Origin of the sequence: Corallococcus sp. AS-1-6, from assembly GCF_020037015.1 — a bacterium.
In the GTDB taxonomy this organism is placed as follows: Bacteria; Myxococcota; Myxococcia; order Myxococcales; family Myxococcaceae; genus Corallococcus.
Genome location: NZ_JAIQDE010000007.1, coordinates 244058 through 270138 on the forward strand (window position 1 = coordinate 244058; position 26081 = coordinate 270138).

18 protein-coding genes are annotated in these 26081 nt (G+C 71.9%); 10 read left to right on the top strand and 8 right to left on the bottom strand.

What is annotated here, in order from left to right:
* The first annotated feature begins 3 nt into the window (after nt 1-3).
* Nucleotides 4-1698 carry an ATP-binding protein gene (locus tag K8612_RS12620; protein WP_223762436.1) on the top strand — a complete coding sequence of 565 codons (1695 nt, stop codon included), beginning with the start codon at nt 4-6 and terminating at the stop codon, nt 1696-1698.
* A gap of 4 nt (nt 1699-1702) precedes the next feature.
* Here the strand turns inward: K8612_RS12620 and K8612_RS12625 are convergent, their stop codons facing one another.
* Nucleotides 1703-2653, bottom strand: a complete 951-nt coding sequence (locus tag K8612_RS12625; RefSeq protein ID WP_223762437.1) for a hypothetical protein — start codon at nt 2651-2653, stop codon at nt 1703-1705.
* A gap of 164 nt (nt 2654-2817) precedes the next feature.
* Nucleotides 2818-5169 carry an immune inhibitor A domain-containing protein gene (locus K8612_RS12630; RefSeq protein ID WP_223762438.1) on the bottom strand — a complete coding sequence of 784 codons (2352 nt, stop codon included), beginning with the start codon at nt 5167-5169 and terminating at the stop codon, nt 2818-2820.
* 201 nt (nt 5170-5370) lie between these two features.
* Here K8612_RS12630 and K8612_RS12635 point away from each other — a divergent pair, with 201 nt between their 5' ends.
* The 3 genes from K8612_RS12635 (at nt 5371) to K8612_RS12645 (ending at nt 10761) form a co-directional block, all read left to right on the top strand.
* On the top strand, nt 5371-8040 hold the full coding sequence (locus K8612_RS12635) for a phosphoenolpyruvate carboxylase (RefSeq protein ID WP_223762439.1): 2670 nt from the start codon (nt 5371-5373) through the stop codon (nt 8038-8040).
* 10 nt (nt 8041-8050) lie between these two features.
* Complete coding sequence (locus K8612_RS12640) at nt 8051-8773, top strand: hypothetical protein (RefSeq protein ID WP_223762440.1); 723 nt, start codon at nt 8051-8053, stop codon at nt 8771-8773.
* A 77-nt stretch (nt 8774-8850) separates the two neighbouring features.
* Entirely contained in the window at nt 8851-10761 is a 1911-nt protein-coding gene (locus K8612_RS12645; RefSeq protein ID WP_223762441.1) for a CotH kinase family protein, read from the top strand.
* Here the strand turns inward: K8612_RS12645 and K8612_RS12650 are convergent.
* The 3 genes from K8612_RS12650 to K8612_RS12660 all read right to left on the bottom strand — a co-directional run bounded on the left by K8612_RS12650 (nt 10755) and on the right by K8612_RS12660 (nt 13599).
* A complete protein-coding gene (locus K8612_RS12650; RefSeq protein WP_223762442.1) occupies nt 10755-11108 on the bottom strand; it encodes a DUF2845 domain-containing protein in 354 nt (117 codons plus the stop codon). The two genes, K8612_RS12645 and K8612_RS12650, sit on opposite strands and share 7 nt — an antisense overlap.
* Before the next feature lie 100 nt (nt 11109-11208).
* A complete protein-coding gene (locus tag K8612_RS12655; protein WP_223762443.1) occupies nt 11209-12486 on the bottom strand; it encodes an SGNH/GDSL hydrolase family protein in 1278 nt (425 codons plus the stop codon).
* A 216-nt stretch (nt 12487-12702) separates the two neighbouring features.
* A complete protein-coding gene (locus K8612_RS12660; RefSeq protein WP_223762444.1) occupies nt 12703-13599 on the bottom strand; it encodes a hypothetical protein in 897 nt (298 codons plus the stop codon).
* Nucleotides 13600-13726: 127 nt separating this feature from the next.
* On the opposite strand from K8612_RS12660, the gene K8612_RS12665 reads away from it, so the two are divergent.
* A complete protein-coding gene (locus tag K8612_RS12665; RefSeq protein ID WP_223741492.1) occupies nt 13727-14083 on the top strand; it encodes a TIGR02266 family protein in 357 nt (118 codons plus the stop codon).
* A gap of 60 nt (nt 14084-14143) precedes the next feature.
* Here the strand turns inward: K8612_RS12665 and K8612_RS12670 are convergent, their stop codons facing one another.
* The 3 genes from K8612_RS12670 to K8612_RS12680 form a co-directional block, all read right to left on the bottom strand.
* Entirely contained in the window at nt 14144-14545 is a 402-nt protein-coding gene (locus K8612_RS12670; protein ID WP_167594432.1) for a GNAT family N-acetyltransferase, read from the bottom strand.
* A gap of 184 nt (nt 14546-14729) precedes the next feature.
* Nucleotides 14730-15785, bottom strand: a complete 1056-nt coding sequence (locus tag K8612_RS12675) for an alpha-ketoacid dehydrogenase subunit beta (RefSeq protein ID WP_223762445.1) — start codon at nt 15783-15785, stop codon at nt 14730-14732.
* A gap of 2 nt (nt 15786-15787) precedes the next feature.
* Nucleotides 15788-16795, bottom strand: a complete 1008-nt coding sequence (locus K8612_RS12680) for a thiamine pyrophosphate-dependent dehydrogenase E1 component subunit alpha (protein ID WP_223741494.1) — start codon at nt 16793-16795, stop codon at nt 15788-15790.
* A 335-nt stretch (nt 16796-17130) separates the two neighbouring features.
* On the opposite strand from K8612_RS12680, the gene K8612_RS12685 reads away from it, so the two are divergent.
* From K8612_RS12685 to K8612_RS12705, 5 genes are all read left to right on the top strand, one after another.
* Nucleotides 17131-18930, top strand: a complete 1800-nt coding sequence (locus K8612_RS12685; protein ID WP_223762446.1) for a PP2C family protein-serine/threonine phosphatase — start codon at nt 17131-17133, stop codon at nt 18928-18930.
* Between the two features lie 8 nt (nt 18931-18938).
* A complete protein-coding gene (locus K8612_RS12690; RefSeq protein WP_223762447.1) occupies nt 18939-21452 on the top strand; it encodes a tetratricopeptide repeat protein in 2514 nt (837 codons plus the stop codon).
* Nucleotides 21449-22375 carry a PhnD/SsuA/transferrin family substrate-binding protein gene (locus K8612_RS12695; RefSeq protein WP_223762448.1) on the top strand — a complete coding sequence of 309 codons (927 nt, stop codon included), beginning with the start codon at nt 21449-21451 and terminating at the stop codon, nt 22373-22375. The genes K8612_RS12690 and K8612_RS12695 overlap by 4 nt, the downstream gene beginning before the upstream one ends.
* Before the next feature lie 236 nt (nt 22376-22611).
* Nucleotides 22612-25230 carry a TonB-dependent siderophore receptor gene (locus K8612_RS12700; RefSeq protein ID WP_223762449.1) on the top strand — a complete coding sequence of 873 codons (2619 nt, stop codon included), beginning with the start codon at nt 22612-22614 and terminating at the stop codon, nt 25228-25230.
* Nucleotides 25231-25256: 26 nt separating this feature from the next.
* On the top strand, nt 25257-26081 hold the full coding sequence (locus K8612_RS12705; protein WP_223741499.1) for a hypothetical protein: 825 nt from the start codon (nt 25257-25259) through the stop codon (nt 26079-26081).

Consider the following 26081-nt stretch of genomic DNA (forward strand, 5'->3'; position numbering starts at 1 on the left):
ACCATGACGTCCCCCCTCCTGGACCCGAGCCGCGTCTCCACGCCCCCCGCCGGCGCGGAGGCCGGCTTGCGAGAGGAGGTGGCCTTCCTGCGTCAGGAGACCGAGCGGCTGCGCCGGCTGCTGGAGACCGCGGCGCAGGTCACCTGGTCGACGGACCCCGCCAGGGAGGCGCTGACGCCCGTCTCCGCCTCGTGGACGGCCTTCACCGGCCAGACGCCGGAGCAGATGCGCGACCAGGGGTGGCTCCTCGCCCTGCACCCGGATGACCGGGCCGGGGCGCTGGCGGCGTGGGAGCGGGCCAGGGCGGGGCCGTCGCTCTTCTCCACGCGCTACCGGCTGCGGCGCGCGGATGGCGCGTACGTGTGGATGCTCGTCCGGGCCACGCCCATACCGGGGCCGGATGGCGCCGTGAGTGAATGGGTGGGCACCTGCGTCGACATCCAGGCGCAGGTCCTGGGCGAGCAGCGCTCCGCGTTCCTCGCGCGGGCCAGCGAGCTGTTCGCGTCGTCGCTGGAGGCCTCCGCCACGCTGGCGTCGCTGGCGAACCTGTCGGTGTCGGCGCTCGCGGACTGGTGCATCGTGGACGTGCTGCACCCGGACGGCCACTTCGAGCGCGCCCAGGTGGTGACGGCGGACCCCTCCCAGGCGCAGCTCGCGGCCGCCGTGCAGCGGCTGGCGCCGGTGCCCCAGGAGCCGCCCGTCTATCCTCCCGCGGTGGCGCTGGCGACGGGCCAGTCCACCCTGGTGCCGGAGGTCACGGAGGCGGTGATGCGCTCCGTGGCGCAGGACGCGGACCACCTGGAGACGATGCGCCGGGTGGGCATCCGCTCGCTGCTCACCGTGCCGCTCCTGGCCCGCGGCCACATCCTGGGCGCGCTGTCCTTCCTGGTCACCACCTCCAGCCGCCGGTATGGCGACGAGGATCTGCGCTTCGCCCAGGAGCTGGCGAACGTGGCCGCGCTCGCGGTGGACAACGCGCGGCTGCTCCAGGGCGCGCGCGAGGCCATCCGCCTGCGCGACGAGTTCCTCTCCATCGCGAGCCACGAGCTGAAGACGCCGCTCACGCCGCTGAGCCTGAAGCTCCAGGCGCTGTCGCGCGCGGTGAAGTCGCATCCGGACTCGCCGCTGGCCCCGGTCATCCAGGCCCACGTGGAGACGGGACACCGCCAGGTCCGCCGGCTCACGGAGCTGATGAACGACCTGCTGGACGTGTCCCGCATCAGCGCCGGCACCTTCCGTTTGCAGCGCGAGGACGTGGACGTCGCGGAGGTGGTGCGCGAGGTGGCCGCGAGCTTCGCGCCCCGGTTCGCCCTGGAGCACTGCGACTTCCAGGTGGAGGCCCCGGAGTCGGTGCGCGGCAGCTTCGACCGGGCGCGGCTGGCGCAGGTGTTGGATCACCTGCTGGACAACGCCCTCAAGTACGGCGCCGGGACGCCGGTGTCCGTGCGGCTGGTGGCGGACGGGCCCGTGGCGCGGCTCACGGTGCGGGACGGGGGCATCGGCGTCCCGCCGGAGCAGCGGCCCCGCCTCTTCGAGCGCTACGGCCGCGCGGTGTCCGAGCGCCACTATGGCGGCCTGGGACTGGGGCTCTACCTCACCCGCACCATCGTGGAGGCCGAGGGCGGGTGCGTGTCCCTGGAGAGCCGCCTGGGCGAGGGCGCGGCGTTCACGGTGGAGCTGCCGCTCACGCGGTCCTGAGCCGCTACGGCGCGCTCGTGCCGGGCGGCTCGGGCGACGTCTGGAACATGCCCGCGAGGATGCGCTCGGCCGCGTCCGCGAGCAGGTCCCGGGCCATGCGCGTCTCCTCGCCGAAGATGCCGCGCGACGTGTTCGCGTCCAGCACGTGCGTGGCCAGCAGCGCGAACGCGGAGGGCTCGTCGAACGTCGCCTCCGACGACAGCACGCGCTTGCCGGGCTGTTGATCCTCTTCGTGGAAGCGCCCCTCCCACGTGTCGCCCAGGGTGATGGAGAAGTACTGCGCCGCCACGTTGCCGGGCCGCGACATGTGCGACGCGGCCACCACGGCGCGCAACTGGCCGCGCTCGTCCCCGGTCATCTCGCGTTTCCACGCCTCGACCGAGGCGTGCATGGTGTCGATCTGATCCCTCGCCGCGTCCTCGGCGTTCTTCAGGAGGTCCGGCACCCGGGCGTGGATGAACTCGGAGAGCTCCGCCTGCGTCACCCGGTCCGCCGCCAGCACGCCGTCCACGAGCGCGAGCGACGCGTCGAGCAGGCGCTGCTGCCGCGCCAGCGCCTCGGCCGGAAGCCCCCGGCCCTCCAGGCTCGCGCGGGAGGCGGTGATGAGGCCGCGCAGGGTGAGGAGCCGCGTGCGCGTGTCGTCATCGAGCGCGCCCTTGCCGGCGAGCAGGACGTGGAGCGCGAGCGGCACGTGGGTGACGGCCTTGTACACGTGGTAGCGGCGCGTGCGCGCGGGCGCCTCGAAGCGCTGGCCGCCCTTGCGAAGGATGAGCACGTCGTCGATCTGCGCGATGACGGGCCCCATGCGGGACAGCACGGCGTCACGGCGCGCGGCGTACGCGTCGCGGAACGCCTGGTTGAGCACGGAGATCGGATCCGCGGGCTCGAGCGCCACGCTTCGCGCGACCTCGGACGGCGGCTCGGGAGGAGGGGAAGGGGAGGCGGGACCAGCCACGGGGCACTCGGCCATGGCGCGCACCGTAGCGTCCCGCGCGCGCCCGTCATCCCCGGCCTCGCGCCGGTGTCCGGATTCCTGCAACCCGGACGCGAAAGGCCGGCCCCGCGGCGAAGCGGAGGCCGGCCTTCCTTCACGGCTCAGCGGTGACGGCGGTCAGGTGCTCAGTCGACCGGACGCACCTGGACCTGCATCACGGTGTCGCTCTTGTTCACCGACAGCACCTCGATGATGGTGCCCGTCTTCGGGACCTTCACGCCGGCGTACGGCTGCGTGGCGTACCAGAAGGTGTTGGTGTCGTTGAACACCGGCACCGCGGGCTGCGAGGGGTACTCGCTGCGCGGGAAGCCGTTGGGCTTGAGCGACAGCGGGAAGCTGGGGTCCAGGCCGAACGTCGCGTCGTGCGTCTGCACGCGGCCGGACCAGTAGCGGCCGTCGCTGCGCTGCAGGGGCTGCGGGCGCGAGTCGATGGGCAGGATGCGGCCCTCGCCCGGGTGCTGCGACACGTTGTTGTTCGACTGGGAGGTGTCCCAGTAGGTGACGAGCAGGCCGGGGTTGTACGAGTAGCGCTCCGCCCAGTCATACAGACCGTCCGCGCTGAAGCCGAAGTTGTACGGGCCCGTGGCCAGCCCCTCGTCGTAGCCGCGGAACTGGCGCCACTCGGCGATGTAGTAGTTGTCGTAGAGGGTGTGGGTGCCGTCCGTCACGAAGAACGTCGACTTGTCCCACCACTTGTGGCCCCACTCACCGTCGTCGCCAAAGACGTAGGTGTTCTTCGCCCACAACTGCACGGCGTCCACCAGGAAGCCGGCCTGGAAGTAGGCCGCGTCCGTCTTGTAGCGGATGCGCAGCGTGACCTTCTTGCCCGCGTACGAGGACAGGTCGAACGACAGCGGCACCCAGCCCGTGGACGTGCCGGTGATGCCGTTGCCCAGGTTGTTGCCGTACGGGTTGCTGGTGCGGCTCACCGGGCTGGGCAGGTTGACGAACGAGCCCCCCTCCTCGGCGATGGAGACGTAGGCGTAGTCCCAGTCCTCCTCGATGTCGAACCACGTCTGGAAGGAGAAGGTGATGGGCGTCTTGCTCGGCAGCTTCACCGTCTTCTCCAGCACGCGGTCCAGGTTGTTGCCCTGGCCGCCCTGCCACATGCCCTGGCCCTCGAAGGGGGCGGTGGTGGGCTGCAGCACGGGCTTGCCGGGCAGCTTCACCACGAGCGCCTGCTTCGCGTTCTGCGAGGTGACCTCCGCGGGGCCCAGCCGGTGGTACGAGTACAGGCCCGCGTCCGTGGTGGCGTAGTCCAGCCAGCCCAACTGCAGCTTGTCCCAGGCGAAGAAGTCACCCGGACGGCTGCCGATGTCCGTGGTGCCGTCGTTCAGGTACGAGCCGGAGGACATGATGGTCCAGAAGCCCGTCCCGTTGTCCGCCGCGTTCGTCGTGTCGTAGTGGTCCGGCAGGCCCAGGTCGTGGCCGTACTCGTGCGCGAACACGCCCAGTCCGCCGTTCTCCGGCTGGATGGTGTAGTCGCCCACCCACTTGTCCACGCCTGTCCCGAAGCGCGCGCCGCCGTTCTGGTTGTACGCGGGACCCGCGCCATCCGGGCCCAGGCCCGTGCTGTACGCGTACCAGCGGTGGCTCCACACCGCGTTCGGACCCTGCGCGCCGCCGCCGACCTCCTCACCCATGCCGGCGTGGACGATCTGGAAGTGGTCGATGTAGCCGTCCGGCTCGTCGAAGTTGCCGTCGCCGTCGTAGTCGTACCGGTCCCACGTGTCGAACGTGTCCAGGTACGCCTTGATCTCCGCGGGCGTCTTGCCGGCGGCCTGCTGCGCGTGGGTCCACGCCTTGATGGCGTCGCTGATGAGCGGCCACACGGAGTTGGAGCAACTGGAGCTGCCGCACAGGTTGTTGCCGTAGCGCGCGGCGTTGTAGGGCACCTTCACCCACTCGGACACCGCGCCGGACACGGCGTAGCGGCCGGAGGACGCGGCCTTGTAGAAGTTCGCCACCGAGTCCGCGCCCGGAGTGGTGTCGAAGTAGAGCTTCTCGAAGTGCTCGCGGTTGTAGTCCGGCTGCCAGATGGTGGTGTTGTCCACCGAGCGGTCCGGGGCCGGAATCTCGTTGTGCAGCGGGCCGGGGATGTCGCCGCCCGGGTTGGTGGTCGGGTTGCCGAACACCGGGTGGATCTGCGTGCCGTACTCCACCAGGATGACGAAGATGCGGTCCGTGCGCTGCAGCTCCAGCTCCACGAACTTGCCGTTGGCCAGCTTCTGCACGCGGCCGGGCTGACCGCGACCCTCCAGGCGCTGCTGCAGCGCCTGCGCCTTCAGCTCCTTCTGCTGCTCCCCCAGACGGTGGGGCAGGTCATCCGTGATGTCCTGGACCACGGACTTGCGCAGCGACGCCGACGGCGGGGCGATGTCCGGTTGCGGCTTCTCGTACCACGCGCGCTCCGCGTACGCGGACGGCGCCGCGAGCGCGAGCAGGCCCACGGCCAGCCAAGACGGGTTTTTCCGCATTGCCACTCCTTAGGGTCAGGTCAGACATCCCGGCGGGGTCCGGGATTGCCCACTTTTTAGTGGAAGGCTCGTCCCCTTGGGAAGACCGGGTAGTTGAATTTTTACTGCAAGGACGGAGTGAGTCATCCGTCCGCTGGCGGTCGGAAATCCGAGAATGGGTAGGGGCGGTGGGGGGCCAAAGGACTACGGTTCCGGTCCGTGATGGCGCGTACACGTCCCGTGGATCCCCCGCTGCGGCGGGATGTCCGGCTCTTGGGCCGGCTGTTGGGTGAGGTGTTGGTGGAACAGGAGGGGCAGGCCCTGTTCGACAAGGAGGAGGAGGTCCGCCACCTGGCCATCCAGCGCCGGCGGGGGCCGGTGGCCGGACGACGCGCCGCGGCGGCGGAGCTGGCGGCGGTGTTGCGGCGGCTGCCGTCGGAGCAGGTGGAGCCGGTGCTGCGCGCCTTCTCCGTCTACTTCCAGTTGGTGAACCTGGCCGAGCAGCACCACCGCATCCGCCGCGCGCGGGCCCACGCGAGCCCCACCTCCGCCCGGCCCCAGAAGGGGTCGCTGGAGGCGACGCTGCTGACGCTGAAGGCCGCGGGCGTCAGCGCCGACAAGGTGCGTGAGACGCTGGGGACGCTGAAGGTGACGCTGACGTTCACCGCGCACCCGACCCAGGCGGTGCGCCGCACGCTGCTGGAGAAGCTCTACCGGCTGGCGCAGTTGTTGGAAGAGCGCGACCGCTGCGCGCTCACCCCGCGCGAGTCCGCCGCGAACCTCACGGCCATGCGCGAGGAGATCACCGCGCTGTGGCAGACGGACGAGCTGCGCCGCGAGCGCCCCACGGTGGGCGACGAGGTGAAGAACGTCCACTGGTACGTGGAGGAGATGCTGTCGGAGCCGGTGGCCCGGCTGCCGGAGGCGCTGGACTGGGCCTTCGAGCGCGCCTACGGCGAGCCCCTGGGCGCGCTGGACACGCCCGTGCGCGTGCATTCGTGGGTGGGCGGCGACATGGACGGCAACCCGCTGGTGACCCCGGAGGTGTTCGCGGACACGCTGCGCGCGCACCGCGCCCGGGGGCTGCGGCTGCTGTTGCGCGACGTGGAGCGGCTGGGCGGGATGCTGTCGCAGTCGGAGCGGCACGCGCGCCCCACGCAGGAGCTGGAGCGCTCGCTGGACGAGGACGCGAAGGCGCTGCCGGAGGTGGCCAGGCAGCAGGGGCCGCGCACGCTGGGTGAGCCGTGGCGCCGCAAGCTGCGCTTCATGGAGGAGCGGCTGACGCTGGCGCTGGAGCACGTGCTGGCGCGGCGCGAGGGGAGGGAGTCCACGCTGCCGGCCGGGGCGTACCGTTCACCGGAGGCGCTGGGGGATGACCTGGCGGTGCTGGAGCGGTCGCTCTTCGCGGCGAGAGCGGAGCACGCGGGCCTGCGCGAGGTGCGCCGCATGTCCGAGCGCGTCCGCGCGCTGGGCCTGGGCCTGGGCGAGCTGGAGGTGCGGGCCCCCGCGGAGGACGCGGTGAGCGCGGCGGCGTCCTTCCACGGCGGACCGGCCCCCACCGAAGGCGGCAAGCGGCTTCTGGAGGTGCTGGCGAAGCTGCGCGAGGGCCAGGACGAGGGCGGCGAGTCCGTCTGCCGCACGCTCATCCTCTCCATGGCCTCCACCGCGGACGACGTGCTGGCGGCCTTCCAGTGCCTGAAGCACGCGGGGCTCTGGGACAAGGCGCGGCAGTGCGCCACCGTGGACGTGGCGCCCCTCTTCGAGCAGTTGGGCGCGCTGGACGGCGGGCCGGACGTGCTGCGCCAGCTCTTCGCGCACCCGGAGTACCGCCAGCACCTGAAGGGCCGCGGGGTGCAGGAGGTGATGGTGGGCTACAGCGACTCCGGCAAGGAGGTGGGACTGCTCGCCGCGAGCGCCGCGCTGTACCGCGCCCAGGTGGCGCTCACCCAGGTGGCGGATGAGCACGACGTGCCCCTGCGCCTGTTCCACGGCCGAGGGGAGACGGTGGCGCGCGGCGGCGGCCCCGCCCAGACGGCCATCCTCGCGCTGCCGCCGGGCACGGTGGCCGGCGCCTACAAGGCCACCGAACAGGGCGAGGCGATGGACCACAAGTACGCGCGCCCGGAGCTCACCCAGCGCACGCTGGAGCTGGTGGTGGGCGGCGTGCTGCTGCACACGCTGGACGCGCAGCCGCGCCCGTCGCCGGAGGACGAGTCCGCCTTCCGCGCCGCCTTCGACGCGCTGGCGGAGTCCGGCCGCAAGGCGTACCGCGCGCTCGTCTGGGAGGACCCGCGCTTCGTGGAGTTCTTCATGAAGGGCACGCCGGTGGATGAAATCTCCGCGCTGCCCATCGGCTCGCGCCCCAGCAAGCGCAAGGCGGGCGGGCTGGACACGCTGCGCGCCATCCCCTGGAGCTTCGCGTGGACGCAGACGCGCGCCATCCTCCCGGCCTGGTACGGCGTGGGCAGCGCGCTGGAGGAGTCCGCGGCCACGCCGGAGGGCGCGGCGCTCCTGCAGCGCATGTACAAGGAGTGGCCCTTCTTCCGCGCGGTCATCGACAACGTGACCATGGTGCTGGCCAAGACGGACATGGCCATCGCGGCGCGGTACGCGAAGCTGGCCCCCGCGGCCACGCGGCCCCTGTGGCTGCGCATCCAGCAGGAGCACTCGCGCACGCGCCGCGCGGTGAAGTCGCTCACGGGCGAGGCGAAGCTTCTGGACAACAACCCGCAGCTCCAGCGGAGCATCGCGCTGCGCAACCCCTACGTGGACCCCATGTCCTTCCTCCAGGTGGAGCTGCTCAAGCGCAAGCGGGACGGGGACGCGGAGTGCGACCGGCCGCTCCTCCTGGCGCTCAACGGCATCGCTGCGGGCATGCGGAACACCGGTTAGAGAAGAGACCATGGCCCAGGAGACGTTCGTCGTGGAGGAGATCAACCCCAAGCACGGCTTCGCGCGCGTGCGCCCGGAAGAGGGCACGGGGTTGTTGCACACCGCCCTCTATCCGGATCCGGAGTTCACCCAGGCGCCGCCCTTCCAGCTCCGCAAGGGGGACCGGGTGACGGGCCTTCGCCGGGGCCAGACTGTGTCGGAGGTGGCCTGGCTCGAGCGCGTGGAGCCGCCCTGGGAAGAGGTGGAGCGCGTGGCGGAGCTGCTCGCGCTCCTGGAGCGCTGGGAGATCCGCGTCCCCCACGAGGCCCGCGTCCTGGCCGAGCACGCCTGGCGCGACAGCAAGGACAACCCGCTGCGCGACGAGCTCCAGGCGCAGTTGCCCACCTTCTTCGACCTGGAGGGCGCCCACCCCTTCGAGGACCCCACGCTGCTGGAGCGCCTGTCCGCCGCCATGCAGCCGTACCTGCCGGGGTTCGCCCTCCAGCCGGTGCAGGGCCAGCCCGCGGTGCGCGTGGAGCCCGGCGCCGTGGAGGTCCAGGCGGGCGTGGGGAGCTGGGACGTGCCCCAGCCCACCTTCGCCCCGATGATCGCGGAGGTGAACGCGAGGCTCGCCGCCGCCGGAGCCCCCGTGCGATGGGTGCCCACGCGCGAGGACTGGATGCTCGCGCCGCCCGCGCTGGCCGCGCTCCTCCAGAAGCACGGCCTGCTCGAAGCCGCCGCGCCCTCCGCCTGAGGGAAGGGGCCTCCGCCGCGCTGTGTCACAAGGCGGTGTGAGGTCAAAGCATTGTCTGGTACAGGACGGAGACCCGCATGCGTCTCCGTCACCTCGCGCCCCTCCTCCTGGGTCTCCTCGTCCTCGCCGGGGCCGGCTGTGAGCCCGCCCCCGAGCGGCGGCTGAACGAAGCCGAGCTCCCCCCGCCCTCCGGTCCACGTGTCACCCTCGACGGGCACGACCCGGACACGCACCGGCTGTTCGGCACGGTGTCGAGCGACGCCGGCGCCTCACGGGTGCAGGTGTTCGAGGACGGGCGCTTCCTGGGCCACGCCGACATCGACGGTGTCCGCTGGAGCCTGCCCTGGTGGCCGGGCCCGCGCGCGCTGGGGCTGGAGGTGGTGGCTCGCGACAGGCGGGGCTCCGAGGCGCGGGCCCGCGTCGACTTCCAGCACCTGACGTTCGACGCGCGGCCCGGGCTCTACCAGCCGGAGACGCTGCTGGCGTTGCCCACGGCCCGGGGGCTGCGGACGTACTTCACGCGGGACGGCTCCACGCCCACGCCCGCGTCGTCGCGCTACACCGCGCCCATCGCGCTGCTCGCGCGCTCCACGCCTCCGGCGCGGTGGTCCTTCGTCCCCACGACGCCGCTGGACGCGGTGGAGGCCTTGCGGTGGGTCGCGCCGCTGGAGGAGCCGCCCCAGGTCGCGGTGGTGCGCTACCGGCAGTTCGCGGGCGCGGAGCCGGCGGGCCCGGTCCGCACGCGCACGTTCGTCATCGGCCGGGCGCCGTACTCGCTGCCGGTGCTGTCGCTCGTCACCGACGCGGCGAACTTCTTCGACCCGGCGAAGGGCATCTACGTCCCCGGCCTCCTCGCCGAGGCCCGGCCTGACGACCCATTCGCGGCCAACTACCTGCGGAACGGCAAGGAGTGGGAGCGGCCCGTCCACGTGGAGTGGTTCGAGACGTCCGGCGAGCGCGTGTTCGACCAGGACGCGGGCGTGCGCATCCACGGCACGGGCAGCGCGGTGATGCCGCAGAAGAGCCTGCGGCTGTACGCGAAGGAGGACTACGGCCCGAAGACGTTCGCGGGCCCGGTGTTCCCCGTCTCCCCGGTGACGGAGTTCACCCGGCTGCTGGTGCGCACGTCCGGACAGGACCAGGGCATCACCAAGCTGCGCGACTGCGTGCTGCAGGGCCTGCTGGCGGAGACGCGGCTCGCGCTCCAGGCCTGCCGTCCCACGCTCGTGTTCCTCAACGGCGAGTACTGGGGCTTGCACGAACTACGCGAGCGCCTGGACGAGTACTACCTGGCGTCGCACTACGGCGTGGACCGCAAGAAGGCCGTCATCCTGGAGGGCTCCGGGGTCCTGGACGTGGGGGAGGAGGGGGACGAGCAGCCCTACCAGGAGCTCATCGACTACGTGGCGACGCACGACCTGGCGGTGCCGGAGCACTCCGCCTGGGTGCGCGCGCGCATGGACGTGGAGGACTTCATCGACTACCAGGTCGCGCAGCTCTACCTGGGCAACACGGACTGGCCGCACAACAACGTGAAGTTCTGGCGGCTGCGCACGAAGGAGCCCGAGCCGGACGCGCCCCATGGACACGACGGCCGCTGGCGCTGGCTCGTGTACGACCTGGACGTCGCCCTGGTCCACGGCCCGGCCCAGGACAGCCTGGGGCGCGTGCTGGACGGCACGTCGGACGTGGCGCCCTGGTCCACGCTGCTCTTGAGGGGGCTGCTCCAGTCGCCGGAGTTCAAGGCCCGCTTCGTCGAGCGCTTCCTCTGGCACGCCGAGCACACGTTCGCTCCGGAGCGGGTGACGGCGGCGCTGGACGCGGCGGTGGAGGCGCTCGAACTGGAGATGCCCGGCCAGGTGGCGCGCTGGAGCCAGCCGGCCTCCATGGCGGGGTGGCGCGCGAACCTCCTGGACCTGCGGGAGACGCTGCGTCAGCGGCCGGCGTTCATGCGCCGGCTGCTGGAGCAGTACCTGGGGCCTCAGTAGCCGTAGGAGCCGCTGCGCACGTCCACCAGCCGGCCGTCGCGGAAGATGGCCACCTGCATCAGCCGGTGGGGCCCGAAGTTGTAGGTCCACTCCTCCACGGTCGTGGAGGTCGTGACCTCCGTGGAGGCCTCGCCGTAGCGCGTCCGGTCCCGCGTCCCTTCCTTGACCTTCTGGGTCACGTACTCCGTCCTGCTCTGCTTCGTCACCGGCTCGCCGCACTTGGCCAGCGCGTCCGTCTGCGAGGCCCCCTCCGACACGAGCTTGTTCTCACAGCGCAGCGCGGACGCGTGGACGAGCGAGGGCAGGGCGAGGCAGGCGACGACGAGGGCGGCGGGGAGGGTGCGCATGGGGGACGCTCCGGGGAGTGGGAAGGGGCAGGGAACACGGCCAGGACGCGGCGGACCCGAAACTATTCAACCCTCCGTGCGCTTTCCCGCCGGGCAGCCGCTACAGGCCGCCCTTCGCCTTGAGGGTGCGCGCCACCTCGTCCGCCATCACGCGGTGGCCTTCCACGGACGGGTGGATGCCGTCCACCTCCAGCCCGTCGATGAAGAGGTCCACGTTGCCCGGCTGGCGCGTCACGGCCTCCAGGTCGATGAGCTGCGCGCGCGTCTGGGAGCGCAGCCACGCGTTGAACTCGTGGCGCTGGGCCTTCATCAGCTCGAAGTCCCCGCCGTCCGCGCCCATCTTCTCCTTGGGCAGCAGCGTGCTCACCCACAGCCGGCACAGGGGCTGGAGCTGATCCAGCAACTGCGTCATGCGCTGCTGCAGCTTCGGCACCGTCATGCCCTCCGCGGCCAGGTCGTTGACGCCCAAGAGGACGATGCAGTCGGTGACGCCCTGCAGGGAGAGCACCTCCTGCGGCAGTTGGAGGTTCGCGTCCCAGAAGCCCTGCCCGGACGCGCCCGAGTTCACCACCGGCACCCCGAGCTGCTTCTCCACCCGGGACGGCCACGCGTTGCGCGTGTCGTTGAACGTGCCCGTGTAGCCCTCCGTGATGCTGTCTCCAATGGCGACGAAGGCCCGGCCCGGCGCGCCCTCCACGTCCACCGTCGCCACGCCCGTGGCGTACTCCCAGGCCTGGCCGCCCAGCGCGCCCTGCGTCGTCGCGTAGGCGCCGGCCTTCATCCAACTGTCCGGGAACGCCTGGATGCGGCTCTTGCCCAGCGCGCCCTTCACCTCGAAGGAGATGGCCAGCTCGTCGCGGAAGCCCACCGGGAAGGAAACCGGATCCGACGTCACCAGCGTGCGCGTGCCCGTGGTGAAGCCCGGCTGGCCGCCGAAGGTGAGCGCCACCGGAGCGGAGTCCAGCGCGCCGTTGTTGCCCGCCTTCGCCACCGTGGCCCGCTGCAGCGTCAGGCTGCCGTCGCCGGAGCGGAAGGTGACGCGCACGCGGCTGCCCGCGCGCCCCAGGGGGACCTTGAGCCGGTACGTGGTGAAGGTCCCCACGGAGACGGATTCGCGCAGCGACTGGTGGAAGGCGGGCTGGAACTTCGTGGGCAGGGGCGCCACGGGCGGCGTGGCCTGCACCTGGTGCCCGTCATGCAGCGTCAGCGTGGGGGCGGCCTCCACGGACCCCTCGGCGGCGGGCGCGGTCACCTCCGCGTCCGTGCGGCCCTGCCCGGAGGGCTCCTCGGGCGAGCGGCCGTCATCCATGCCTCCACACCCCACCAGCACGCCCAGGGCTCCGAAGCACCCCCAGCGCAGCGCCTTCCTCAGACCCATGCCCACGACCTCCCGGCGCAAGACAATGTGCACGATCTGCCCGCGTGGCGACCCGGGGATTCATGGCGCGCGCCAATCCCAGCGGGCCATGAACATCCCCCGCCAGGGAGCGGACGGCGCAGGACTTCCCCCACGCGGTGGCGGGCCGGGCCCCTGGAGGACCCGCGCGCTCGCCACCCCGGGCAGGGGCGCGGCCTTCCGTGGGCAATCCGTTGCCTACGGGACGCAGGCCCCCACGTCGCCGTCGTTGTTGTTGATGGGCCGGCAGGTCGCGCCGTTCGCGCACCCCGGTGAGCCCGAGGGCAGGCGGCACAGCGTCCGGCACGCGCCGCCGCCGCCGCCGGTCATCACGCAGGTGCTGCCCCGTGAACACTGGTTGCTGAACTCGCACGCCGCGCCTTCCGTCCGCGACCCCTGGCCCGCGCACACCGAGCCGGTGGCGGCCGGGTAGCAGGCCAGCGGGCTCTCGCAGTCCTGCGCGAAGGCATCGCACCGCGCGGACGCGGGGCCGCACACCAGCGGCAGCTCGCGCGTGCCGGACAGCCGCAGCACGGTGTTGCACTCGCCCGTGCCGCAGTCGGAGGTCGCGTGGCACAGCTCGCGGCAGAAGAAGCCGACGCCGCCGTCGCCCTGCGACTCGTCCTTGCAGTACAGGCCCGCAGCGCACGTGTCGTACGTCTGGCCCGGAGGCGACTCGGCCAGCGTGCACGGCGCGCCCTCCGTGGCGGTGCCCGCCGCGACGCACTGGCGCTCGGTGGTGCCGGCGTCGGAGCCCACGTACGTGCACCGCTGTCCGGACGGACAGTCCTGGCGGACCACGTCGCACGCGGCCGCGAAGCACTGGCTGCCCGTGCCGCCGTCCGCCAGGTCCGTGTACAGACAGCTCTGGCCCGCGGCGCAGCCCTCCTGCTTCGTCACGTTGCACGCGAAGTCGGAGCTTCCACCGCCGCCGCCATCACCCGCGTCGACAGTCCCGGAATCTCCGGCGTCGGCCCCGGAATCCAGGGTGGTCCCGCCATCCGTTGGCGGGCGGACAGTCCCGCCGTCATCGCAGCCCGCCACCCACAGCCCCAGCATCAGGGCGCCACCCAACAACACGAGACGTGCACTCATCCGGAAACTCCTGGCGTCGAAGTAGCCTGGGACTTACACGAGCCATTCCGTTGTCCGGGGGCCCTTGAACCGGGCCTGGAAACCAGCCGACACTTCCGGTTTGAGAACCGAGGGGGTCAGGGTGCGCATGAACACGAAGTTGGATGGGCCGGTGGAGCCAGACCCGTACATGAACCGCCGCGCCGAGGAGCGCGTGGCGGCGCGGTTCGAAGTGCGTTTCGAGCAGATGGAGGACGCGGCGCGCGCGCTGCGGGCCTACTCGCTGAACCTGTCCGCGGGCGGGCTGTGCCTGCGCACGCGCAAGTCCTACGACGTGGGCGCGCAGGTGCGGCTGGCCATGGTCATCGACGGGGAGGAGTTCCACCTCACCGGCGTCGTGGCCTGGGTGCGCGACGAGGCGGAGGCCATCGGCGTGCGCTTCATCGACGTGAGCGAGGAGGACCACGAGCGCCTGCGCCGCGTGGTCGCGAGCTTCAAGCGCTGAAGCCGCATCCGCCGCGGGAGGTGCCCGGCCAGCACGCCGGGCCCTCGCGGCACCCTGCCGCTACTTCTGGGGCTCGTACTCCGAGTGGCGGAACACCCCGGAGTCACCCTCCACGTAGCCGCACGCCCGGTAGAAGGCGCGCGTCTCCTCGGTGACGTTGATGGGGGCGATGAGCTGCAACTGCTTCACGCTCAGCACCTTGCCCCGCTGCGCCACCTGCGCGAGCAGCGCGCGGCCCACGCCCCGGCGGCGCCAGCCCTCGGACACCACCAGCTCGTCCACGGTGGCCACGCGCCCGCGCAGCCGAAGCTGCGGCCGGTGGGAGAAGGACACCATGCCCACCGCGCGGTCCTGCGGGTCTCCCGCGACGAAGATCTCAATCTCCGGATGGCTGATGACCCAGTGCACCGTCTGCTGATCGGTGCCCTGGGGGTAGCCCAGCTCACGCAGCAGCTGGGCCATGACCTCGGCGTCGCCGCGACGCGCGCGGCGGATCCGGAAGGCGTTGGCGTCTGGGGCGGGGGTCATGGTGCGGACGATGGGCTGGGACACGGAAGTTGGGATTCTAACGACTGGGCCGCCGGCCTCCAAAGAGGAACGGCGGCCCGGATGTCTTTCTGCGGTGGGGGCGGAACCGGCGCCGGCCCTACGGCTGCTCGCGGCAGAGCGAGCGCAGGGCGGTGGTGATGTCGTTCTGCTGCGGCACGGACGCCATCTCCAGCGCGTCCGCCAGGCCGATGCCCGGGACGAACTTGCCGGCGACCAGCCGGGGCGGCGCGAGCAGCGAGTAGAACAGCTCCTCCACGGTGCGCCGGACCAGGTGCTCGCCGAAGTTGGTGACCTCGGTGTCCTCGTTGACGAAGAGCACGCGGCCCGTCTTCTGGACGGAGGCCTTGATCATCTCCCAGTCGTACGGCCAGAGCGAGCGCAGGTCGATGACCTCCACGCTCAGGCCTTCCTCCGCCAACTGCGCGGCGGCCTTGATGCACAGGGGCATGGTGCGGCCGTAGCTGATGACCGTGGCCTGGGTGCCCTCGCGCACGAGCTTGCCCTTGCCAATGGGGATGGCGAACGCCTCCACCAGCGGCCACTGGGGCTTCCACTGCGAGCGGTCACCCAGGGGCGCGTCGATCATCTTCGACAGCGCGCGGTCGTCGTCGGGCTCGCCCGGGATGCGCTCCTCGCCCTTCACGCGCAACAGCGCCTTGGGCTCCAGGAACATGACGGGGTTGGGGTCCTGGCACGCGGAGATGAGCAGGCCGTACGCGTCCAGCGGCGTGGAGGGCATGACGACCTTCCAGCCGGGGATGTGCGTCATCGTCGCGTCGAAGGAATGCGAGTGGTACAGCGACCCGCGGATGCCGCTGCCCACGGGCGTGCGCACCACCATGGGCACCGCCCAGTCCCCGTTGGTGGCCCAGTGCGTGTTGCCCGCCAGCTTGAGCAGGTCGATGGTGTTGTAGATGTAGTCGCAGAACTGGATCTCCGCGACGGGGCGGTGGCCCGCCATCGCCAGGCCCATGGCCGCGCCGATGATGCCGCGCTCGTCCAGGGGGCTGTTCCACGCCGTCTTCAGGCCCTGCGTGCAGGTGAAGACGCCGCCCAGCGGGGCGCCCACGTCCTCGCCGAAGATGTCGGTGACGCCCAGGTTCTCTTCCGCGTAGTGCAGGGCCATCCGGATGGCCTGTGCCATGTTCGCCATGGTTACTTCTTCTCCGCGTAGATGTGGTCCCAGATGGAGTCGCCAGAGGGCTGCGGCTCGTCGCGCACGGTGCGCGCCGCGGCGGCCAGCTCCTCCGTGTAGCGGTTGCGCGCCTCGTCCATCTGCTTGCGGTCGAGGACGCCCTCCTGCTCCAGCCGCGCCTCGAACAGGCGCAGGCAGTCCTGCTCCTCGTTCACGAAGTTGGCGCCGGACGCGGACGAGTGCCCGTACAGGCGCGACACGCGCGCCTCGATGAAGTACGGCTTGCGCTCCTTGCGCACGTAGTCCATCGCGGCCTGGAGCTCCTGGTAGGACTCCACCGGATCATTGCCGTTGATGACCTTCGCCGGGATGTTGAAGGCGCGCGCGCGGTCCGCGATGTTCGTCTCGCCGTGCTGGCCGTCCGAGGTGGTGCTGATGCCCCACTTGTTGTTCGTGACGATGATCAGGATGGGCAGCGGGTTCGCCGGGCGGCTGCTCCAGATGAGGCAACTGGCGAAATCGCCCTCGGCCGTCCCCGCGTCGCCGCCGGTGACGATGCTGATGCCGTCGCCGCCGTGGCGCTTCTGGGCCATGGCCGTGCCCGGCGCGATGGCGTACTGCACCTCAATGGGGGAGGTGACGGGCGCGATGTTCTTCGAGCGCCGGCTGAAGTGGCCCGCGAAGTTGCGGCCGCCGGAGTAGGGGTCCGTGGCCGTGTTCTTCATCTGCCGCAGCGCCCCGATGGGCTCCTCGCCCATGGCGAGCAGCGTCGCGGACTGGCGGTAGTGCGCGTGCAGGTAGTCGTAGGCCGGGCCCTCGCCGACCTTCATCAGCATGCCCAGGGGGACGTTGAACGCCTCCTCACCGGGGCCGCCGATCCAGAAGTAGCCGTGGCCCTGCTTGTACATCTGGATCAGGCGCTCCTCCAGGACGCGCGCCTTCACCATCAGGTCATGGATGCGGATGAGCTGCTCTCGGGGCAGGGAGAGCGGCGCGGAGTTTTCTTTGATCAACCGGGGCCGTGACACGGGCGGAGGACCTCGAAGGGAAAGAAAGGGACGCCCCTATACTCCGAACGCGGCCTCCCGGCTCAAGGACCTGTTGGCCGCCGTGTTCGCCAGCACCTTTCCGCCCCCGGGGTGGCGCGACGCGGCAATGAGCGGAACTCATCCATGCCCCGTGACGTGCTGTTCCAGGAGCGCTCCCGGTCCGGGTTGATCGCACGGCCGCTGGGGGACCGGCGGAGGGAGCACCCGCGAGGAATTGCCCGACAGGTGGACTCCTCGCGTCAATCAGGAAGTGCGATACAGTCCGCCCCGCCCCGACCGCGTTCGTCACGACGCGGGCTCCCCCAGGTGTGCCTTTGTCCCGTACGAACACGCGCCTCGACCCCGTGCCCGAATCACCTGATGCGTCCGATGCGGCGCCCGGCACCCCGCCTCCTCCTCCGGAGTACACCGGCACGCATTCCCGGGAGCTCACCGCGCTGCGCGGGGAGCACACGGCCACCCGGCTGACGGGGGCGCTGGGGCTGCCGGCCGTGGAGCCCACGAGCACGGTCATCGCGCCCATGGAGGCCGGCGAGCTGCCCAACGTGGCGGCCATCCGCGGGCTGCGGTTGGATCAACTGCTGCTGCTCACCACGGGCGCGCTGGTCATCGTCATCGTGGGGCTGCTCGCCGCGCTGTCCGCGAAGACGACGGAGGCGCAGCTCACCGCGACGTCGGACCGCTTCACGCAGCGGCTCCAGTCCCAGGCGCGCGAGCTGGGCCAGACGGTGAGCCACACGCTGGCGCTCACCTCCGCCACCAGCCTGCGTGACAACAACTACGCGTTCCTCACGGAGGTGGCGCGCTCCATCATCGCGGACAACCACAACATCCTGCGCGTGCAGATGTTCGACGCGGACGGGCAGCTCGTCGCGGACAGCGACCCGGCCGCGAAGCTGGGCGAGTCCTCCGGAGGCCGCACCGCGGAGCGCCGCTGGGCCAGCGCCTTCTTCCAGGGCCAGCCCGTCTTCGAGTTCCAGGAGCCGCTCGACTACGGCTCGCAGGGCGGCAAGGGCGTGGTGGTCATCAGCTACTCGCTGGAGGACCTGCAGAAGCAGCTCCACGAGCTGGAGGAGACCAACCGCGCCGCGGTGCGCGCCAACACGCTGCGCATCGTGGGGCTGGGCGTGGGCTTCGTCGTGCTGGCCGGCGTGCTGGCCGCCTTCCAGAGCCGCCGCATCACCAAGCCGCTGGGCGTGCTCACCCACCGCGTGATGCAGCTCGCCGCCGGTGACCTGGGCGCCCGCGCGGGCACGGCGCCGGGCGCGGGCCGCGAGGTGACGACGCTGGGCGTGGTGTTCAACCACATGGCGGAGCGCATCAAGGTCCTGCTGGAGGACGTGCGCGCCAAGGCGCAGTTGGAGCGCGAGGTGTCGCTCGCGCGCACGGTGCAGGAGACGCTCCTGCCGGGCCGCGAGGCCGTGACGGTGGGGCCGCTGCGGCTGGCCGGGCTGGTGGTGCCCGCGGACGCGTGCGGCGGCGACTGGTGGTTCCGCGCCGCGCTGGACGACCGGCGCGTCGTCATTGGTATCGGTGACGTGACGGGCCACGGCCTGTCCACGTCGCTGGTCGCCACCAGCGCCACCAGCGGCTTCGCCTCCGCCATGACGCTGCGCGAGCCGTCGCAGGTGCACGCGCAGATGCTCATCACCGCGCTCAACGTGACGCTGGCCAACGTGGGCCGCGGCGAGCACCAGATGTCCAGCGCGCTCGCGGTCATCGACGTGTACAGCGGCAGCATCGACTACGCGGCGGGCGCCCACCCGGCGGCGGCCATCTACAACCGGAACACGCGGCAGATGGCGTCGCTGCCGACGCGCGGTCCGCTGCTGGGCGCGAACGTGGCGTCGCAGTTCACGTCGCGCCAGGCGCAGTTGAGCCCCGGCGACATCATCGTCTGGTACACGGACGGCCTCACGGAGGCGCGCGACGGCGCCAACCGGCTCTACGGCACGCAGCGGCTGGCCGCAGCGCTCCAGACCCACGCCCACCTCCCCGCCGACGCCCTCCGCGACGCGCTCCTCGCGGACGTGCGCGCGTTCAGCGCCGGTCAGCCCCAGCGCGACGACATCACCGTCATCGTCGCCGAATTCAGCCCCGCCCCCTCGCCGTGACGAACCGCATGCGCCCATTCATCCGCTCCCCGCGCCGCGTCTCCACCGCGCTCGCCCTGCTGGCCACCCTGGCCGGCCCTCCGGCGGCGCTCGCCCAGTTCCGCCCGCCGCCCGCCACCGAGGCGCAGCGCATGACGGAGCAGGGCGAGCAGGTCCTCGTGTCCGCCAACGCCGCGCTCGCGAAGGGCGACAAGAAGGAGGCCGAGGAGAAGTTCAAGAAGGCGCTCCAGCTCTTTGAACAATCGCTCGCGCAGGAGCCGCAGTCCGTGTTCGCCGCCGCGGGCCTGGGCAGCGCCGCCAACGCGCTCCAGGACTTCCAGCGCACGGCGACGCGCCTGGCGCCGGTGTTCGCGCAGAACCCGCGGGACCTGTCGCTCGCGTACCCGCTGGGCACCGCGTACTTCAAGCTGCGCCGCTTCCAGGAGGCGGTGCCGGTGCTGGAGCAGGTGGCCGCCGCGGATCAGCCGGACCACCTCATCGTCCACTACTACCTGGCCAGCTACTACCTGTACGTCCAGGACGGGAACCGGGCCGTGACGCGGCTGCAGCGCTACCTGGTGCTGCGCCCGGAGAAGCTCGCGGGCAACGACTTCCAGATCCACGAACTGCTGGGCAAGGCGCACCTCATCCGCCGGGACGCGGCCGCCGCGCGCGCCTCGTTCGAGAAGGCGCAGGCCGGCCGGGCCGAGTCCGCGACCGCGCAGATCGGCCTCGCGGCCGTGCTGGAGATGGAAGGCAAGGTGGCGGAGTCCCGCGCGCTCCTGGAGCGGCTGGTGACGAAGTTCCCGCAGGTGGCGGAGCCGAAGGAGCGCCTCGCGCGCCTGTACCTCGCCGCGGGCGACGTGCCGCGCGCGGACCTCCAGGCCACCGCCTTGATGAAGCTGGGCTCCACGCCCGCCGCGCACCTGTTGCTGGGTGACGTGCGGCTCGCGCAGAAGCAGCCCGCGCAGGCGGAGGCGGAGTTCCGCAAGGTGCTGGAGCTGCAGCCGGGCCTGCTGATGGGGCAGATCGCCGTGGGCAAGGCGCTCCAGGCGCAGGCGCGCCACGAGGAGGCCATCCAGTTCCTGGAGTCCGCCGTGAAGTCGGGCGGCGGCAGCCTGGAGCTGTGGGCGACGCTGGGCTCCGTCAACCGCCGCGCCGGCCGCTACCAGCGCGCGGTGGAGGTGCACCGGCGCGTGGTGGAGATGGCCCCGCGTCAGGCGCTGGGGCACATGCTGCTGGGCGCGGATCACTTCGCCACCGGCCAGTGGGACCAGGCCATCGAGGACTACGGCAGCGCGCTCCAGGCCGAACCCGGCCACCCCGGCGCGAAGCAGTGGCTGGCCCGGGCCCTGGCCCACCGCGCGCGCGACCGCGCCGGCACCCAGCGCCTGGAGGACGCCGTGCGCGACCTGCGCCGCGCCTATGACCTGGACCGCTCCGTGCCCATGGCCCGCCGGCTGGGCGCGGCGCTCCTGGACAGCCACCAGTTCGCGGAGGCCCGCAAGGTGCTTGAGGGCGCGGTGACGCTGCCGGGCGTGAGCTGGCGCGAGCACCTGCTGCTGGGCTACGCCCGGCTGGGCGGTGGCGACCCTCAAGCAGCGCTCGCCGCCTTCACCCAGTCCGGCGAGGCCACGCAGGAGCCGGATCAGCGCGCGGAGGCGTCCGCGGGCGCCGCGCTCGCGGAGGTGGAGCTGGGCCAGGTGGACGCCGCCGTGCAGCGGCTGACGGACGCGGGCCCCTCCAAGACGGCCGCGAAGGTGGCGGAGGCGAACCTGCCCCGCGTGCTGGTGCGCCGGGCCCTGGCGAAGCTGGAGGCGGGCGACGCCGCCGCGGCGAACCGGGACCTGGACGCCGTGGACCGCCTGGGCACCGGCAAGCGCGCGGACCTGGCGAAGCTGGCCGCCTTCGCCCGGGCGCTCACGCGCGCGGAGGAGGGGAGGTTCGCGGAGGCCACCGCCGGCATCAAGCGCTCCCTCACGCCCGCGCCGGAGTGGGCGTGGCCCAACACGCGCGCGCTCGCGGACGCGTGGGTGCTCTACCGCCAGGGCAAGGTGGCGCCCTCGCGCAAGCTGCTCACCGCCGCCCAGAGGAAGCCCATGCCCGGGCAGCCGAAGTGGATGGGCAACCTCACCGGCGCGCTGCTGCGGCGTGAGGCCGCGCTCGCGTACGCCTCCGGCAACATGAAGGCGTCCCAGAAGGCGCTGAAGGCCGCGCTCGCCGCGACGCCGGACGACGTGCTGGTGCAGCACAACCTGGCGTGCGTGGACTGGCGCCAGGGCGACAGCGGCTCGGCGCTCGCGACGTGGAAGCGCCTGGAGACGTCCGTGCCCGTCGCCTCGCTCAACCTGGGCATCGACGCGCAGGAGCGCCGGCATGAACCCGCCGAGGCCGTGGACGCCTGGCGCCGCTACCTGGCCTCCGGCGCGGGCCTCCGCGCCGCCCAGGTGCGGGAATGGAAGGACCGCCTGCAGGGCCTCTATGGACTGGGTGACGCGCAGGGCGTCACGCCGGCCGCCGGGGTCGCGGAGGAGACGCCGTGAAGACGCCATCCCTTGTCGCGCGGGGGAGCCTCCTGCTCGCCGCCGCGCTGTTCGCTGTTTCCGTCGCCAGCCCCGCCTCCGCCGCGCCGAAGAAGGCCACGCTGGGCGTGTTCCTCGCCACCACGCTGTCGGACGGCCAGGAGCGCTTCCAGTACGCGGAGGCGCTCGCCCAGAAGCTGGAGGCCAGCCTGGGCCGCCCCGTGGGCGCCAAGAGCTTCGGCCGCTACGAGGACTTCTCCAAGGCGGTGGGGGAGGGGCAGATCGACTTCGCCGTGGTGGACGGCTGGGCCGCGGTGCAACTGGGCGCCAGGGCGGAGGCGGTGGCGTACGCCCCGCGCGCCGGTGAGACGCAGCAGCGCTGGGCCATCATCTCCCTCCAGAAGGGCACCGTGAAGGACCTCGCCGGCAAGCGCATGGCGCTGGTCAAGGGCGCGGGCTCCTCGGACCCCAAGTTCGTCTCCCACGTGGTGCTGGGCGGCGACCTGGACGCCCAGAAGCACTTCAAGCTGGTGCCGGTGCCCAACGTGGAGTCGGCGGTGAAGATGCTGGAGGCCAAGGGCGCGGAGGCCGCGCTCGTGCCGGTGGCGCACGTGCCCAGGGACATGCGGGTCCTCTTCAAGAGCACCCGGGTGCCGGGCGCCGTCCTGGTGGACCTGAAGGGCGGGGGAGACGCGTTGTCCCAGTCCCTGTCCTCCGTGGGTGCGGTGGCCCCGTTCGACGCCTTCACCCGCATCCAGGGCCGCGAGTTCGAGGACTTCCGCAAGCTCGTCACCCAGGGCCCCCCGCGCCGCCAGCCCGTCTTCGCGGACACCCCCGACCTGAGGGTGGAGACCCCCGTGCTCGTCCAGTCCGAGTCGCTGGGTCCCGCGCTCCCGCCCTTCACGGACGACCTGGCCGTCTCCGCCGAACAGCCCGATGACTGATTGCGCCGTGAGCTGATCCGCGTGGGGCGCCCCCGCCGCCCCGCGCATGTTTCAGCGCGATCGACAGCCATGACTTGGCCTAAGGCGAGTTATTGCGGTAATTTGAGAAGTCGAGCGGAACGCCACCGTTCAGGGGTGGAAACTCGTCCCTGAGAACGATTGCCAGTCGCACCGGCTCTGGATCCTGGCGCAACGACCGCGGACATCCCTGCTTCCCCCTCGTGGAATTGAGAACGATGGACTCGACTGAGTACGGTGGGCCGCGCACCAACGCGGTGAAGGGGTTTGCCGGTAGGCTGGGCGCGCGCGCCTGCCTCACCCTGGTGGTCTGCGCACTGTCCCTCTTCGCGGTGGAGACGGCCCAGGCCCAGGAGGCCCAGGAGCCTGCCCCGAAGACGCGGACCAAGGCCGCCCGCAAGCGCGCGGCGGCCGCCGCGGGCGCGAAGGCCACGACGCCGGGCGCGAAGGCCGCCACGCCGGGCGCGAAGCCTCCGCGCACGGCGAAGACGCGCCGGGGCGCGAAGACGCCGCCCCCGCCGGTGGAGCCGGAGGTCATCCCGGCGGATGAGCCCACCCCACAGGAGCCGGCGCTCGCCACCGAGCCGCCGCCCGCGACGCCTCCCGCCCCCGTGGCCGGCCCCGGTCCGTCCGTGGCCGATCCGCTGCCCGTGGCCTCGCCGGCCTCCGCGTCGCCGTCCCCGTATGACGGGCCGCTGACCACGGACATCCCGTCCAACCCGCCGCCCGCGCCCGCGCTGGGTGCCGGCGCGGTGCTGCCGGCGTCGCAGCCGCGCATGGCGGACAACGTCCCGGACCGCGCGCCCTTCACGGAGCCCGCCTCCGACCGCGCGCTGCCGCCGCCCTCCAGCCTCTCCGGCCTGGACGGCCCGGACCTGGGCGGGGGCGACGACCTGGAGAAGAACATCAACATGGCGCTGAGCGAGGCCGTCGTCACCACGGCGTCCAAGCGCAGCCAGCGCATCTCCGACGTGCCCCTCACGGTGTCGTGGATCCCGGCGGAGGAGCTGGAGGGCACCGGCCAGTTCTCGCTCTGCGAGGCCATCCAGTACTTCCCCGGCATGGAGTGCCGCCGGGGCTCCATGCGCAAGGCGGCGGTGAGCGCGCGCGGCCTGGGCTCCAACTACCTGTCCAACCGCCTGCTGCTCCTCAAGGACGGCCGTCCGCTGACGGACCCCTGGACGGGCCAGTTCTACGCGGATGAGACGACGCCGCTCACCAACCTGAAGCAGGTGGAGGTGATTCGCGGCCCGGGCTCCTCGCTCTACGGCTCCAACGCCTTCAGCGGCGTCATCAACATCATCGAGCGCCAGCCCGCGGACCTCATCGCCAAGGGCCAGAACGTGGGCGCCGACGCGCGCATCCTCGCGGGCCAGGACAAGACCTGGCGCCTGCAGACCAACGTCGCCGGCCGCGGCGGCCCGGTGGAGGCGCTGCTCGGCTACTACGGCTTCGGCTCGGACGGCCCGCAGCTCTTCAACAACCAGCAGCTCGGCCAGACGGACACCAATGAGGACTCGCTGGTCCACCAGGTGAACGGCAAGGTCCGCGTGGGGCCGCTCGCGCTGGACGCGGACTTCACGGACGGCAACATCGGCCGGCCCGGCGGGCAGAACATCTCCACCGTGGGCAACTGCGGCCGCTGCCACTACACCGCGCAGGACAACGAGCACGTCCAGAACCTGAACGCCGCCCTGCAGTTGGATCAGCAGGTGACGGACAACGTGCGCGTGTTCGCCCAGGGCTACGCCTTCTTCAAGCGCCGCAACGTGACGCTGGAGAATGAGATCACCGGCGCGCTGGAGGACACGCTGGGCAAGCGCAGCCGCCTGGGCGGTGAGGCGCGCGCGCTGTTCTCCCTGGACAAGCTCTCCGTCACCGTCGGCGGCGACGTGAAGGCCGACCAGGTGAACAACCAGAACATCCTGCCCGGCCTGACCCTGGACGACACGAAGCAGACCATCCTGGGCGGCTTCGTGGACGCCGAGTACCGCGTCACGGACCGGCTGGTGGTGGGCGCGGGCGCCCGCTACGACAACTACCAGATCCCCTCCAGGGTCTGGGAGGCGAAGACGGATCAGATCTCCCCGCGCGCCAGCGTGGTGTTCCACGCCATCCCGGAGCTGCTCACGCTGCGCACCAACTACGGCCGCGCCTTCCGCGCGCCCACCCTGGCGGAGCTGGCCATCAACCAGCAGATGTACGCCGCGACGCTCTTGGGCAACCCGGCCCTGCGCGCTGAGACGCTGGACACGGTGGAGGCGGCGGTGGACTTCTGGCCGCTGGACCGCAGGGTGCGCCTGACGGGCACGGGCTTCTACAACCGCGCCCGCAACTTCATCAACCAGGAGCTGCTCTTCGGCTCCACGTCCCAGTTCAAGAACCTGGGCGACGCGCGCGTGGCGGGCTTCGAGGCCGAGGCCGCGGCGCAGGTGCCGTCCATCAACTCGTCCTTCGACGTGGCCTACCAGTTCCTGGACGCCCAGGCGCTGCCGGTGGGCGGCGGGGCCGGCTACCCGCTGGACTACGCGCCCACCCACCGCGTCTACCTGCGCGGCCGCACCAACATCGGCAAGTTCGCCTTCGTGGAGCTCTACGGCCTGTTCGTGGGCGCCCGGTATGATCCGGGCTTCGTGGTGGACGAGAACGCCGGCACCACCACCCGCGTGAAGCTGCCCAGCTACATCACCGCGACCGCGCGCGTGGGCTTCAACGTCCACGAGCGCGTGGCGGTGTCCCTGCTGGGGACCAACCTCTTCAACGCGAAGTACGAGGAGTCCCACGGCTTCCCCGCCCCGCCGCTGGGCGTCTTCACCGAAGTCCGGCTCCATTATTAGGGCCCTGTTTGGATACCGTCGCCGCCGTGAAGGATGCTCCCCTGAAGTTGACGCCGGACACGACGCTCACGCCGGAGGCGCTGGAGAAGGCCTCCGGGGTGCTGGCCCGGGACGGCCTGTTGTTGGGGCGCGGTGACGACGCGGCGCCGCGGCTGGTGCTGTTCGACGGGCGGTTCACCCCCGCCCACGCCGAGCTCCTGGAGCGCCGTCCCCCGGCGCTGCTGCTGGCCACCCGCGAGGGCGGCCAGCCGTCCGCCTGGGAGGCGCGGTTGCTCAGCGCGCTCCTGCGCGGCGAGCCCATGATCCCCCAGGAGGCCGCCACGTCCGTGGCGTGGCTGGGCAGCGTGGCGGAGGTGACGGCCGTGGGCGAGCGCGCGGCCGAGGCCGTCCTCCAGGCCGGCGGCTCCAAGGGCGCGGCCAGCCGGGTGGCGGATGTCGTCCATGAGATTGGTGTGAACGCCCTGCTCGACGCGCCAGTGGACGGAAGCGGCGAGCCGAAGTACGCCCACCGGCGTGGCCAGGTGCAGTCGGTGGCGGAAGAGGATCGCTGCCTGGTGTCCTGGGCGGTGGCGGACGGCCGGGCCTGGCTGGAGGCGACGGATCGCTTCGGCCGCCTGTCGGTGTCACCGCTGGTGCGGGTGGTGAAGGCGTGGGGTGAGAAGGCGCAGGTGGATGCTTCGGGTGGTGGCGCGGGCCTGGGCCTGCGGCGCATCCTGGAGCACAGCGACGCAGTGGCGGTGCGGGTGAGTCCGGGAAAGCGCACGCAGTTCGCCTGCGGGGTGGATCTGGGAGACGCTCGCCGCCGGGCCGCGCAGCCCAAGTCGCTGCTGTTCTGTCTGGAACGAGGGTAG

What these genes read in the sequence shown, in the direction of transcription:
- K8612_RS12675 (WP_223762445.1), bottom strand. Translation starts at nt 15,785, where the DNA reads ATGGCGAACATGGCACAGGCCATCCGGATGGCCCTGCACTACGCGGAA.
- K8612_RS12700 (WP_223762449.1), top strand. Translation starts at nt 22,612, where the DNA reads ATGGACTCGACTGAGTACGGTGGGCCGCGCACCAACGCGGTGAAGGGG.
- K8612_RS12670 (WP_167594432.1), bottom strand. Translation starts at nt 14,545, where the DNA reads ATGGCCCAGCTGCTGCGTGAGCTGGGCTACCCCCAGGGCACCGATCAG.
- K8612_RS12630 (WP_223762438.1), bottom strand. Translation starts at nt 5,169, where the DNA reads ATGCGGAAAAACCCGTCTTGGCTGGCCGTGGGCCTGCTCGCGCTCGCG.
- K8612_RS12640 (WP_223762440.1), top strand. Translation starts at nt 8,051, where the DNA reads ATGGCCCAGGAGACGTTCGTCGTGGAGGAGATCAACCCCAAGCACGGC.
- K8612_RS12645 (WP_223762441.1), top strand. Translation starts at nt 8,851, where the DNA reads ATGCGTCTCCGTCACCTCGCGCCCCTCCTCCTGGGTCTCCTCGTCCTC.
- K8612_RS12635 (WP_223762439.1), top strand. Translation starts at nt 5,371, where the DNA reads ATGGCGCGTACACGTCCCGTGGATCCCCCGCTGCGGCGGGATGTCCGG.
- K8612_RS12655 (WP_223762443.1), bottom strand. Translation starts at nt 12,486, where the DNA reads ATGGGTCTGAGGAAGGCGCTGCGCTGGGGGTGCTTCGGAGCCCTGGGC.
- K8612_RS12650 (WP_223762442.1), bottom strand. Translation starts at nt 11,108, where the DNA reads ATGCGCACCCTCCCCGCCGCCCTCGTCGTCGCCTGCCTCGCCCTGCCC.
- K8612_RS12660 (WP_223762444.1), bottom strand. Translation starts at nt 13,599, where the DNA reads ATGAGTGCACGTCTCGTGTTGTTGGGTGGCGCCCTGATGCTGGGGCTG.
- K8612_RS12620 (WP_223762436.1), top strand. Translation starts at nt 4, where the DNA reads ATGACGTCCCCCCTCCTGGACCCGAGCCGCGTCTCCACGCCCCCCGCC.
- K8612_RS12690 (WP_223762447.1), top strand. Translation starts at nt 18,939, where the DNA reads ATGCGCCCATTCATCCGCTCCCCGCGCCGCGTCTCCACCGCGCTCGCC.
- K8612_RS12665 (WP_223741492.1), top strand. Translation starts at nt 13,727, where the DNA reads ATGAACACGAAGTTGGATGGGCCGGTGGAGCCAGACCCGTACATGAAC.